The following is an 11,825-nucleotide window of genomic DNA, read 5'->3' as shown; positions in this document are numbered from 1 at the left end:
CCGCCTGGGCGGGGGGAGATCAGATGGTGATGTTCTCCGCCTGCGGGCCCTTCTGGCCCTGCGTGATGTCGAAGCTCACCTGCTGGCCCTCCTGGAGCTCGCGGAAGCCCTGGGCCTGGATCGCCGAGTAGTGGGCGAACACGTCCGGGCCGCCGCCGTCGGGCTGGATGAAGCCGAAGCCCTTTTCGGCGTTGAACCACTTCACGGTGCCGGTAGCCATGATGAATCTCCTTCGTGGGACTGCTTCGGAGCACACGTTCGACGTGCTCCGCGTCGCCGTGATGATCGGCCCACGCCGGAGGAGTCCGGAAAAAACAAATGCGCCTACGGCCACAACCGTGAGGCGCACAAAAATTTCATGGGAACCACTACTGCAACTCCGAAGAACCCTAGCACGCCCCCGCCCGGCCCGTCCGCGCGGGGGTGCGCCCCGCTCAGGCGACGCTCACCACCACCGAGTGCCACCCGGCGGCCCCGTCCGGCACCGTGCCGACCCGTTCACCCGTCTGAGTGCGTCCGGTGCGGTCGGTGGCCCGGACCTCCAGGCGGTGCGAGCCCGGCCGGGCGTCCCACTCCCAGGACCACTGGCGCCAGGTGTCCGTCCCCGCCTCCGCCGCGAGTTCCGCCGGCCGCCACCGGCCGCCGTCGACGCGGACCTCCACCCGCCCGATCCCCCGGTGCTGGGCCCAGGCCACCCCGGCCACCACGACCCTGCCCGCCGCCACGGAGGCGAACGGTTTGGGGGTGTCGATGCGGGACTGCGTCTTCACCGGCGCCTCACGGGCCCAGCCGCGCCTGACCCAGTAGGCGTCGAAGTCGTCGAAGGAGGTCAGCTCCAGTTCGACGATCCACTTGCAGGCCGACACGTAGCCGTACAGGCCGGGCACCACCATGCGGACCGGGAAGCCGTGCTCGAAGGGGAGCGGCTCGCCGTTCATGCCCAGGGCCAGCAGGGCGTCGCGGCCGTCGAGCACCGTCTCGACCGGGGTGCCGATGGTCATGCCGTCGACCGAGCGGGCCACCAGCTGGTCGGCCGGACCGCCCTCGGACGGCGGGCGGACCCCGGCCTCGCGCAGCAGGGCGGCCAGTTCGACGCCGGTCCACCGGGCGTGGCCGACGTACGGGCCGCCGACCTGGTTGGAGACGCAGGTCAGGGTGATGTCGCGTTCGACGGTGCGGCGTTCCGCCAGGTCCCGGTAGGTGAACTCCCGTTCCTCGCGGACCCCCCGGCCGTGCAGGCGCAGCCGCCAGGTGCGCACGTCGACCCTCGGGACGACCAGGGCGGTGTCGACCCGGTAGAAGTCCTTGACGGGGGTGGTGAAGGGGCTCAGGCCGGGAAGCTTCAGGTCCGTGCCGCGGGGCAGCCGCGGGGCCGGGGAGTCCGGCGCCGGAAGGGTCAGCGCACCGCGTGCGGCCGCCGCACCGGCCCCCCGTCCGGCGCCGAGCCGGCGGCCCGCGACCCCGGCCCCCGCCGAGACCGCGGCCGCCGCGCCCGCGGTGAGCACGAAGCGGCGACGGTCGAAACCGTCGGCGCCGGGCGCCTCGGGCGGTTCGGGCGTCTCGGGGGCACCGGGCGGTTCGGGCGCACCGGCGGGGCCGGGCACGGGGGTCCGGGCCGGGGTCGGGTCGGGGGCCGGGCTCGGCTCGGAAGCCGGGTCCGGGTCGGAAGCCGGGTCCGGGTCGGAAGCCGGGTCCGGGTCGGAAGCCGGGTCCGGGTTCGGGCGCGGGGCCGGGTCGAAGGCCGGGGTCCGGGTTTCCGGAGCCTTCCGCCCCTGGTGGGGGCCGCGCAGCAGCCCTGCGAGGTGGCGGAGCAGGGCCGCGCCGACCACGGCGCCGACGGCCGAGGGCGCGGCGTCCCACGGGCCTCCGCCGGGCCTGGCGGCCGCCGTGAGCACCCCCACCAGGCCGAGGAGCAGCACTCCCGCCGCCGCCGCGCGTCCGCGCCTCGGGGCGAGCAGCCCCAGGAGGGCCGCGATGCAGGCCAGCAGGAGGAGGATCCCCCCGAGCAGCACCGGCTTGTCGTAGGTGCCGAAGGTGCGGACGGCGAAGTCCTTGAGCGGCAGCGGGGCGGCATCGACGACGGCGCCGCCGACCGCGGTGACCGGACCGGCCTCCGGCCGCACTGCGGCGGCGGCGAGTTCGGCGGCCGACAGCGCGGCGAAGCCGGCCAGCAGGCCGCTCAACGCCGCAGCCGCACGCCGCCCCCGGCGGCCCGGGTGCGCCGGGCGTACCGGGCGCCCCGACGGACGGGCAGGGAGAGCCGGGTGCACGGGCCCGGGGCAGACGGACCCGGGGCCGCCGGACCCGGGGCAGCCGGACCCGGGGCAGCCGGGGGCAGGGCCGTCGGACTCGGCGCTGCCGGGCCCGGGGCCGCCGGGCGGGGCGGTGGTCCCGCCGGGCGGTTCGGTTCGGGGGTCTTGTCGTCGGTCGCTCACGACAGGGGTTCGCGGCCGCGGGGCCCGCGGATGGGTGCCGGAGGGCCGCCGCACCCACGGACGGGGCGGGAACCGGGCGGACGGCGGGAGTGGCGGGGACGGGGAGGGAGCCGAAGAGGCCGGGAACGGAGGCCGGGGAGAAATTCCCCGATCCGGACCAATCCGCGGCCGCCGCGGCCACGGATACGGGGTGTGACGGCCGACAACGCCCTTCCGTGACCGGGGCGGCGCGGTCGCCGTCCGGCCCTCGCGACCGAGGGCGACAACCGAAGAGGACGGCCCGGACCGCCCGTCACCGACGGCCGGCCACGGACCGCCGCACCCCGCGCCCGGCGTTTTGTCGGGAAAACCGCCTTATCCACCAGGAGTGAACCCCGTGCGTACCCGCCGCATCCCCCGTGCCGCCGTCGCCGTCGCCGCAGCCGCGACGCTCTCCTTCTCCCTCGCCGCCTGCGGCGGGGAGGACACGGGAACCGCCAAGGACGACAGCGCCGCCTCCTCCGCCCCCGCCGGGCAGGAGGAGAAGGAGGAGTCCGGCGCCGCGGAGGCGATGCCGGCCTCGGACAAGCCGTTCGGCGCCGCCTGCTCCGCCGTGCCCGAGGACGGCGCGGGCAGCTTCGACGGCATGGCGCAGGACCCGGTGGCCACCGCGGCCTCGAACAACCCGGTGCTGTCTACGCTGGTCACCGCGGTCAAGAAGGCCGGCCTGGTGGACACCCTCAACAGCGCCGAGAACATCACCGTGTTCGCGCCGACCAACGACGCCTTCGCCAAGATCCCCAAGGCCGAGCTGGACAAGGTGCTGGCCGACAAGGAGCAGCTCACCACGATCCTCACCCACCACGTGGTGGGCAAGAGGCTGACGCCGCAGGACCTCGAGGACGGGAAGTTCGACACCCTCGCCGAGCAGACCCTGACCACCTCGGGCTCCGGGGAGGACTACGAGGTCGACGGGAAGGCGAAGGTCGTCTGCGGCAACGTCATGACGGCGAACGCCACCGTGTACATCGTCGACGACGTCCTGATGCCCGCGGCGTCCTGACCCCGCGCCGCGGGGCGCGGGGGATCCCCGTGCCCCCGCCGCGGCCCCGGACCGGGTCCGTCCCCTCCCGGTCCGGGGCCGCACCGCGTCCGCGCGCCAAGTGCCCCTTCTCGGGCAGCACATAGGATCCGTTCCGGACCACTGCTGCCGGCCGGCAGCACGACGCTGCGCCCACAGGACCAGGACAACCCATGGACATTCTGCTCATCCTGATCGCCACGACCATGATCGTAGGGGCGGTGGCCACGCTCCGCCGCGGGCGTGGCCACGGGAAGCGGCAGACCTTGCAGGAGTACGGGGACACCGTGGCGGCACGGCACGGCTTCGTCCCCGCGGAGCGGCTGGACGTGCGGCTGCCGGGCCCGGACCCGGAACTGGACGAGGCCCTGGAGGAGATGGGGCGGACCGGGCAGTGGCAGCCCGCCGCCCGGCTGCTCGCGCTGACCGGGGACGACTGGGAACTGCGCTGGCAGCGCGTCCACTCCCTGGCCGGGGCGGCCCGCGTCGAACTGGTCCGGACGCCGGGCGAGGGCGGCCGGTGGCTGCGCACCTGGCGCCTGGAGGCCCCCGAGGAGCCGGGCGGCGCGGTGGTGCACGCCCTGTTCCTGGCGCACCAGGCGGCAGGGTCCGCGGCCGGCCCCGGCTCCCACGAACACCGGATCATCCTGGAGGAGGCCCGCTCGGCGTGCGCGCAGGCCGCCCTCCTGGCCCCCGGTGACCCGACCCCGCTCGTCGCCGAGCTGGTGGTGGCCTGCTACGCCGGGGACCGCCGGGCCGACGTCGAGTCGCTGTGGGGCAGGATCACCGCCCTCGCCCCCCACCACATGGGCGCCCACCTGGCCGCCCTCCCGCACTGGGGCGAGAAGGGGCACGGTTCCAGGGCCGAGGCCCACGCCTTCGCCGAACGGGCGGCCGCGTCCGCGCCCGGGGGCAGCCTGCTCCCGGCCCTGCCGCTCTTCGCGGTCTTCGCCAACCTCCCCGACGTCAACCTGGTCGGGAGCCTCTTCCGCAGCGCGGTGGTGGGCACGGCCGTCGAGGGGGCGCTGTACGCGGTCCGCTCCGCCCCCGCCGACCACCCGGTGATGCCGCACGTGCGGCACCTGCTGGCGTGGTTCCTGGTCAAGGCCGAGCGCCACGGCGAGGCGCTGGAGCAGTTCCGGCTGGTCGACGGCCACGTCGGCGCCCTGCCGTGGACGACCGTGGACGACCCGGCCGAGGCGTACGCCGCCCACCGGATGCTGGCCGCCGTCGGCTGGGAGCGCAGCGGCGGCAAGCCGGTCGGCGCCTGAGCCGCCCCGGGCCCGGAGCGGCGGCCGGCGGGCGGGCGGTGAACGCCCCGGCGCCGGCCGCCCCCGGGCTCCCGGCCGCCCCCGGGGCCCACGGCGGCGGCCGGGCCCCTACCGGTGGCCGGGCCAGTTGCCGGTGGCCCGGCGCAGGCCCGCGGCACCCCCGCGGTTGATCACGGCGCGCACGGCCGAGAAGACCGCCCCCTGCAGTGCGGCCGCGGCCACCACCTCCGGCCACCGGGCGCGCTCGGCCGTGGGCTCGGGAAAGTAACTCCTCCTGCCCGCGGACCTCCAGGCGCGTTTGAACAGCTGCCCGGCCGCCAGGCCGCCGAGCGTTCCCACCAGGAAGCCGACCGGTTCGTACACCTTCGCCATCCGCTGTGCCTCCTCGTCGGGACCGTGTCCTGCCTCGGACGACGCCTGACCCGGCTGCGCCCGGCCAAACCCGCGCACCGCAGGACCCGCCGGCCGCCCCCGGAAGCCGCTTCGGCTCTCCCACGGGGAGCGCCCCGGCCCCCCGCGTCCTCCGGCCGCACTCGCCACCATCTCCTCGGCCTCGACGGCGGCCGAGCCCGGAACAACGCCCTGCGGACCGCGCCGGAGGCCTTCCCCTGCCCGGACCTGTCCGGCCGATCATGCTCGTGGACAGCCGGGCATGATGCCCCGGTGAGCATCATCGTCAAGTTCTTCGCAGCACCGGACGACACGTCAGCGGCTTCGGTGCTCCGGACCGGGCCGGGACGGTCGTTCGAGTCGCTCTCTTTCGGCAACTTCGACCCGGAAGAAGCGGTGGTCGAATGGGAATGCCTTCTCGTCGGCGGCAGCTTCGAGGAACTCGTCGAAACCGGTGAGCCCCGGGTCGTCGCCGGTCAGGATGATGACGAGTGCATCGTCTTCGCGGTCTCGCCCCGCCTGTCCGCAGCACTCGCCGGTGCCGGGCGCTGCGAGTTGCGTGATGTCGCCGCGTCGTGGGCCGCGCAGCGTGCGGAGGACGGCGAGGTCGTCGACGTGGAGACCGCGGACGCGATCATGAGTGATCTGGCTGCTCTCGCCCGCGGCGCCCGACGCCAGGAACAGGGCGTCTACTGCTGGGTCGCGTAAGGATTCCCGTTCGGAGCCGGACGACGACAGCCGCCGCGTCGGCGTCATCGCCCGGCCGGACTTCGTCCGGTCAATCCGGGGAGGCCAGCCAGTCGTCGACCTCCCGGTGCAGGCGGGCCTTCGTCTCCTCGGGGGCGAAGGAGGCGTCGGCGGCGGCCCGGGCGAGGGCGGCCAGTGCCTCGTCGTCGTAGCCGAAGGCGTCCCGGGCCCGCCGGTACTCGTCGGTCAGGCGGACGCCCGCGACGGAGGGGATGTCGGTGCTGAGGGTGACGGCGAGTCCCGCGCCCGTCAGCCGGGGCAGCGGGTGGCCGCCGTAGGAGGGGACGAGGCCGAGGGCGACGTTGGAGGAGGGGCACACCTCCAGGGGGACCGCCCGGTCCCTGACCTCGGCGAGCAGCTCCGGGTCGTCCAGCACGCGGATGCCGTGGCCGAGGCGTTCGGCCATGCCGACGTCGAGGGCCTCGCGGATGCTGTCCGGCCCGCACATCTCCCCGGCGTGGTGGACCAGGTGCAGGCCGGCGTCCCGCGCCTCGCGCAGCACGTCGGCGAAGGGGCGCAGGGAGTGGGACTCCTCCCCTGCCATGCCGATGCCCACCACGCCGTCCGCGGCGTACCGCAGGGCCAGCCGCAGGGTGGCGCGGGCCCGTTCGACCGGACGCCGCCGGGAGTGGTCCAGGATCACCCGGCACTCGATCCCGTACCGCCGCCCTCCCTCACGGAGCCCCTCCAGGACGGCCTCCAGGGCGCCTGCGGTGAGCCCAGGCGCTCCCCGTGGGAGGCGGCGGTGAAGGTGACCTCGGCATAGCGGGTGCCCTGGGCCGCCTCGTCCTCGCAGAACTCCAGGGCGACCCGGTGGAAGTCCGCGGGGCTCCTCAGGCAGTCCCGCACCAGCGAGTTGTGGTCGCCGAACGCCCGGAACCCCTCGAAGGGCCGCGGGCCGCCGGCGGGGGCCGGCGGGGCGGGCAGGCCGTGTGCGGCGGCGATCTCCCGGAGAGTCGCCCACCGGACCGTGCTCTCCAGGTGGACGTGCAGATGGGCCTTGGGCAGCAGTTCGAGATCCCTCACGGACGTGATCGTAGGGAGCCGTGAGGCGGCGGGCACCCGAATTTCACCTCCACCGGGAGGGGGCGGGGCGGCGCGGACGCCTCCGGTTCGCATACTGTTGCCAACCGACAACATTCCTCACGATGTCGAGATCGGGGGACTGCCGGCCGGATCGAGAGGGAGGGCCACCGGTTGAGTGGTGTTGTGGAGCAGTTCTCCGCCGTGGCGGAACTGGTGACCGGGCCCATGCTGCTGGTGACTCCGGACGGAGTCGTCCTGGCCGCCAACACGCCCGCGCTGCGGGCACTGGGCGACGGCGCCGGGGCCGGGGCCCAGGCGGCCAGGCCGCTGGTCGGCGCCCGGCTGGAGGAGCTGCTGGAGTGCGACGGCCAGGCCGAGGGGGCGCGGCCGGAACTCCCCTGCGCCGACGGCCTGCGGGAGATGCTGCGCGCCTGCGCCGCCTCGCCGGGCCCCGTGCCGATGCGGATCCCGCTGCGCGCCTCCAACGGCACACCGGTCCACGAGTGGACGGGCAACCGCGCGGCGGGGCCGGAGGAGGCGGCCGTGTGCCTGAAGGCCGTCTTCTCCACCCCGGCCGCCCAGCTGCGCCGCCTGTACGGGCTCACCTCGTCCCTGGCCTCCGCCACCTCCCTGCGGGACGTGACCGCCGCGGTGCACCGCCAGGTGCCCGGGGTCGTCGGTGCGCGGGAGGCGCTGCTGGCCCTGCACATCGACCGCCTGGTACCGGTCCTCGAACGGCACGACCGGCGCCACGCGCCGGCCCCGCCGTGGGCGGACCTGGACACCCCCGAGGGCGTCGAGGAGCTGGACCGCTTCGTGGGGCGGGCCCGCGCCGAGGGCCGGCTGCCGTACGCACTGCCGCTGCACGGCTACGAGGGCGAGTCCCTGGGCGTGCTGCAACTCGCCCTGTCCGCCCACCCGGACGCGGACTCGCTCGCCCACATCGAGTCGATGTCCCAGCTGGTCACCCAGGCAGTCGCCAGGGCCGGGCTGTTCGAGCACGAGCACCGGCTCGCCCAGCGGCTGCAGGTGAACCTGCTCCCGGACCTGGCCGACCTGCCCGGCCTGACGGTCGCCGCCCGGTACGCCCCCGGCAGCGACCAGGTGGCGGTCGGCGGGGACTGGTACGACCTGTTCCCGCTGGCGGGCGGGCGCGTCGGGATGGCGATCGGCGACGTGGCCGGCCACGGCCTGACGGAGGCCACCGAGATGGCCCAGCTGCGCAGCGCCCTGCGCGCGATCGCGCTGGACCGGGGCTGCGCCCCCGGGCAGGTCCTGGCCAAGCTCAACGACTACGTGTGCACCTACCTGCCCGGGCGGACCGCCACTGCCTGCTTCCTCTCCTACGACCCGGCCGCCGGGACCCTGCACTACGCCAACGCCGGTCACATGCCGCCGGTGCTGGTCGACCCGGAGGGCCGGCCCCGGCTGCTGGAGGGGCGGTCGATGCTCCTGGGCATCCCCGGGGCGCCCGAACCCGGGCAGCACGAGGAGGAGGTCGCGCCGGGCGCCACGATGCTGCTGTACACCGACGGCCTGATCGAACGCCGGGACGAATGCCTCGACGACGGCCTGGAGTTCCTCACCGGGATCACCGCCGACACCCACCTGCTCGCCCCGGACATGCTGTGCCGGCTGCTGGTGGACAGCCACGCCGAGGCCGACTGGCCGGACGACCGGGCGCTGATGGTGGTGCGGTTCGGCCAGGAGCGCGCGGGCAGGGCCCCCGCCCAGCGGGCCGCCGGCCGGAGCGGCACGTCCCGGCCGGCGCGGGCAGGGACGGGCGCCCCGGCCGGCGGCTGAGGCCCCGCGCCCCCGCGGGGCGGCCGGCCGGCGCGACCGGCCGGCACGGCGGGGGCGTGGGCGCTGCGGGACGGCACGGCGGGGGCGGGGCTGGGGTCAGGCCCCGGGGTCGGCGAACTCCGCGCGGACGGCGTCGGTGTGCTCGCCCAGCGCGGGCACCGCGCCCATCCGGGCCTCGCGGCCGCGGACGGCGACCGGGGGCAGCAGGCCGCGCAGCGGTCCGGCCGGGGAGTCGAACTCCCGCCAGCGGTCCCGGGCGGCCAGCTGCGGGTGGTCGACGAACTCGTCCACGGTGCGCAGCCGGGCCCCGGCTATGCCCGCCCCGTCCAGGAGTTCCAGCAGCTCGTCGGCGCCGTGGGCGGCGAACGCCTCCTCCAGCACGGGGGTCAGCTCGTCGTCGTGCTCGCGGCGCAGCGGGTTGTCCGCGAAGCGCGGGTCGCGCACCAGGTCGGGCCGGCCCAGGACCTTCTCGCACAGGACCACCCAGTCACGGTCGCTCTGCACGCTGAGGAACACCTCGCGGCCGTCTCCGGCGCGGTAGTGGCCGTAGGGCGCGATCGTGGGGTGGCGGGCGCCGCTGCGGACCGGCGGCCGCCCGCCGTACAGGGTCTGGTACATCGGCTGGCCGAGCCACTCCCCCAGGGCGTCGAGCATGGCAACGTCGAACGCGCTGCCGGTGCCGGTGCGTTCGCGCTCGTACAGGGCGGTGAGGATGCCCGTGTACGCGTACATGGCGGCGGCGACGTCGGCGACGGAGAAGCCCGCCCGGGCCGGGGTCTCCGGTGTGCCGGTGAGCGAGACCAGCCCGGTCTCGCACTGCACCAGCAGGTCGAACGCCTTCTTGTCGCGGTAGGGGCCGGTGTCGCCGTACCCGGAGATGCCGCACCAGATCAGCCTCGGCAGGCGGGCGCGCAGGGTGTCCGCGTCCAGGCCGAGGCGGCCGGCGGCGCCGGGGGCCAGGTTCTGCACGAAGACGTCGGCGCGGGCCAGGACGCGGTCCAGCAGGGCGCGGTCGCCGGCCTCCTTCAGGTCCAGGACCACGCTCTCCTTGCCCCGGTTGCACCACACGAAGTAGGCCGACTCGCCCTTGGCTGCGCGGTCGTAGTCCCGGGCGAAGTCCCCGCCGGGGCGCTCGATCTTGATCACGCGGGCGCCGAGGTCCGCGAGCTGACGGGTGGCGTAGGGGGCCGCGACGGCCTGTTCCAGGGAGACGACGGTGACTCCGTCGAGGGGCAGCGGCACGGCGGGGCCTTCCTGGTCCGGCGGGCGGATGGTTCCCGGCCGACGGTAGCCGAGGGGCCGCGCGCGGGACACCCCTCCGACCGGCTCCGGGACCTGCCCGGCCGGCGGGCCCCGGCGGGGCGGCGCCCGCCGGGGCGGGTCAGTGGCCGACGGCGGGGGTCGGGCGGGCCCAGTGGGCGAGCTGCTGCGGGGTGCGCGGCGGGGGGTCGCCGTCGGCCAGCAGGCCATGGGCGCGCAGTACGTCCGCCGCCGCGTGGGCCCAGGTGGGGCGCAGCCCGGCGTCCTCCAGGAGCGCGGGGTCGCCGAGCAGCAGGCCGGCGTCGCCGGTGCGCAGGCCGGCGGGGGTGAGCAGGGCGGCGTCGTCGGCCCAGCGCAGGGCCAGGTCCACGTCGTGGGTGGCCATCACCACCGTGGTGCCGTCCCCCCTCAGCCGCTCCAGCAGGCCGAGGAGGCGTTCGGTGCCCTGCGGGTCCAGTCCCGCGGTGGGCTCGTCCAGGACGAGGGCCCTGGGGCGCATGGCCACCGCACCGGCGATGGCCGCGCGCTTGCGCTGGCCGAAGGAGAGCAGGTGGGTGGGGCGGTCGCGCAGCCCGGTGATCTCCAGGGCGGCCAGTGCCTCGTCCACCCGGGCCCGGACCTCGTCCTCGGGCAGGCCGAGGTTGAGCGGGCCGAAGGAGACGTCCTGGCCGACGGAGGCGGAGAACAGCTGGTCGTCGGGGTCCTGCAGGACCAGCTGGACGGTGCGGCGCAGCCGGTCCAGGCCCCGGCGGTCGTGGCGCACCTCCTCACCCGCGCACAGCAGCCGCCCCGAGGTGGGGCGCAGGCTGCCGGTGAGCAGGCGCAGCAGGGTGGTCTTGCCGCTGCCGTTGCGGCCGAGCAGGGCGAGGGCGCGGCCGGGCCGGACGGCCAGGTCGATCCCCTCGACCACGGCGGGGCCGTGCGGGTAGCGGTGGGCGGCGCCGCGGAGTTCGAGCACCGGGGCGGCCGCGGCGGCGGACGCGGGTCCGTCGGGGGCGGGAGCGCCGGGCACGGGTGCGTCGACGGAGCCGTCGGGGGCGGGGCCGTCGACGGGGCCGTCGGGGGCGGGGCGGGTCACGGCAGGATCCTTCCGAGCAGCAGGGCGGTGCCCGTCACGCAGGCCACCAGGGCGAGCGAGGCGGCGACGAACCGCGGGCAGATCCGCACGTCGTCCACGAGGACGCGCAGGGACCCGGTGTAGCCGCGTCCGGCCAGGCCGTCCTGGAGCCGGGCGGCGTGGTCGAAGGCGCGGACGAAGGCGGTCGCCCCCAGGCCGGCCAGGGAGCGCCGGGCGGCGCGCCGGTCGGTGTAGCCCAGGCGTGCTGCCTGGGCCTCGCGCACGGTCGAGACGCTGTCCAGCAGCAGGAACGACATGCGGTAGACCAGCGCGGTCACGTCCACCACGGCGGGCGGGACGCCGAGCGCCGTCAGCCGGGGCAGGACGTCCGAGAGCGGTGTGGTGAAGGCGAACAGCAGGACGGCCAGGGAGGCGGCAGCGGTGCGGGCGAGCAGCTCGGCCGCGTGCAGCGGGCCGTCGGGCGCCGGGCCAACGAACCCCGCGGGGTCGGAGAAGCCGTTGACCTGCACCAGCAGGGTGAGGGAGCCGGTGACGCAGAAGCCGAGCGGCACCCGGAACGCCCGCCACAGGCGGCCTGCGGGCACTCGCGCCGCGCACAGCAGCAGGACGAGCGTGACCGCGCCGACCAGGACGGCTCCCGGCCACGGGGGCAGTGCGACGGCGGCGGCGGTCAGCCCGAGGGCGAGCACCGCCTTGTCGACGGGGTGGCGGCGGCGCCACCGGCTGGTGTGCGCCGCCGCGTCGATGGGGAGCAC

12 protein-coding genes are annotated in these 11,825 nt (G+C 76.1%); 4 read left to right on the top strand and 8 right to left on the bottom strand.

What is annotated here, in order from left to right; all coding sequences use genetic code 11:
* Nucleotides 1-19 precede the first annotated feature (19 nt).
* Together GQS52_RS24645 and GQS52_RS24640 are read right to left on the bottom strand one after the other, a co-directional pair.
* Complete coding sequence (locus tag GQS52_RS24645; RefSeq protein WP_182315645.1) at nucleotides 20-220, bottom strand: cold-shock protein; 201 nt, start codon at nucleotides 218-220, stop codon at nucleotides 20-22.
* A 214-nt stretch (nucleotides 221-434) separates the two neighbouring features.
* A complete protein-coding gene (locus GQS52_RS24640; RefSeq protein WP_259370954.1) occupies nucleotides 435-2,183 on the bottom strand; it encodes a molybdopterin-dependent oxidoreductase in 1,749 nt (582 codons plus the stop codon).
* A gap of 628 nt (nucleotides 2,184-2,811) precedes the next feature.
* Here GQS52_RS24640 and GQS52_RS24635 point away from each other — a divergent pair.
* Both GQS52_RS24635 and GQS52_RS24630 read left to right on the top strand, forming a co-directional pair.
* On the top strand, nucleotides 2,812-3,477 hold the full coding sequence (locus tag GQS52_RS24635; RefSeq protein ID WP_182315643.1) for a fasciclin domain-containing protein: 666 nt from the start codon (nucleotides 2,812-2,814) through the stop codon (nucleotides 3,475-3,477).
* A gap of 191 nt (nucleotides 3,478-3,668) precedes the next feature.
* Nucleotides 3,669-4,766, top strand: a complete 1,098-nt coding sequence (locus tag GQS52_RS24630) for a hypothetical protein (RefSeq protein WP_182315641.1) — start codon at nucleotides 3,669-3,671, stop codon at nucleotides 4,764-4,766.
* Nucleotides 4,767-4,874: 108 nt separating this feature from the next.
* Here GQS52_RS24630 and GQS52_RS24625 read toward each other — a convergent pair whose 3' ends face one another.
* The gene (locus GQS52_RS24625) at nucleotides 4,875-5,138 is read right to left on the bottom strand and encodes a DUF4235 domain-containing protein (protein WP_182315639.1); all 264 of its coding nucleotides are present in this window, start codon (nucleotides 5,136-5,138) and stop codon (nucleotides 4,875-4,877) included.
* Between the two features lie 291 nt (nucleotides 5,139-5,429).
* Here GQS52_RS24625 and GQS52_RS24620 point away from each other — a divergent pair, with 291 nt between their 5' ends.
* Nucleotides 5,430-5,864, top strand: a complete 435-nt coding sequence (locus tag GQS52_RS24620; RefSeq protein WP_182315637.1) for a hypothetical protein — start codon at nucleotides 5,430-5,432, stop codon at nucleotides 5,862-5,864.
* A 70-nt stretch (nucleotides 5,865-5,934) separates the two neighbouring features.
* Here GQS52_RS24620 and GQS52_RS28045 read toward each other — a convergent pair whose 3' ends face one another.
* Both GQS52_RS28045 and GQS52_RS28040 read right to left on the bottom strand, forming a co-directional pair.
* Entirely contained in the window at nucleotides 5,935-6,558 is a 624-nt protein-coding gene (locus GQS52_RS28045; RefSeq protein ID WP_259371194.1) for a hypothetical protein, read from the bottom strand.
* Nucleotides 6,543-6,929 carry a hypothetical protein gene (locus GQS52_RS28040; protein ID WP_259370953.1) on the bottom strand — a complete coding sequence of 129 codons (387 nt, stop codon included), beginning with the start codon at nucleotides 6,927-6,929 and terminating at the stop codon, nucleotides 6,543-6,545. The genes GQS52_RS28045 and GQS52_RS28040 overlap by 16 nt, the downstream gene beginning before the upstream one ends.
* 171 nt (nucleotides 6,930-7,100) lie before the next feature.
* Between GQS52_RS28040 and GQS52_RS28270 the strand changes: the two genes are divergently transcribed.
* A complete protein-coding gene (locus tag GQS52_RS28270; RefSeq protein WP_182315635.1) occupies nucleotides 7,101-8,732 on the top strand; it encodes a PP2C family protein-serine/threonine phosphatase in 1,632 nt (543 codons plus the stop codon).
* Nucleotides 8,733-8,828: 96 nt separating this feature from the next.
* Here the strand turns inward: GQS52_RS28270 and GQS52_RS24605 are convergent, their stop codons facing one another.
* From GQS52_RS24605 to cbiQ, 3 genes are all read right to left on the bottom strand, one after another.
* Nucleotides 8,829-9,974, bottom strand: a complete 1,146-nt coding sequence (locus GQS52_RS24605; protein WP_182315633.1) for a CaiB/BaiF CoA-transferase family protein — start codon at nucleotides 9,972-9,974, stop codon at nucleotides 8,829-8,831.
* A 139-nt stretch (nucleotides 9,975-10,113) separates the two neighbouring features.
* Complete coding sequence (locus GQS52_RS24600) at nucleotides 10,114-11,004, bottom strand: ATP-binding cassette domain-containing protein (protein WP_182316701.1); 891 nt, start codon at nucleotides 11,002-11,004, stop codon at nucleotides 10,114-10,116.
* Between the two features lie 62 nt (nucleotides 11,005-11,066).
* Complete coding sequence (cbiQ, locus tag GQS52_RS24595) at nucleotides 11,067-11,825, bottom strand: cobalt ECF transporter T component CbiQ (protein ID WP_182315632.1); 759 nt, start codon at nucleotides 11,823-11,825, stop codon at nucleotides 11,067-11,069.

The organism is Streptomyces sp. SCUT-3 (assembly GCF_014083985.1).
In the GTDB taxonomy this organism is placed as follows: domain Bacteria; phylum Actinomycetota; class Actinomycetes; order Streptomycetales; family Streptomycetaceae; genus Streptomyces_H; species Streptomyces_H thermolineatus.
This window is presented reverse-complemented; position numbering and strand designations above follow the sequence as displayed.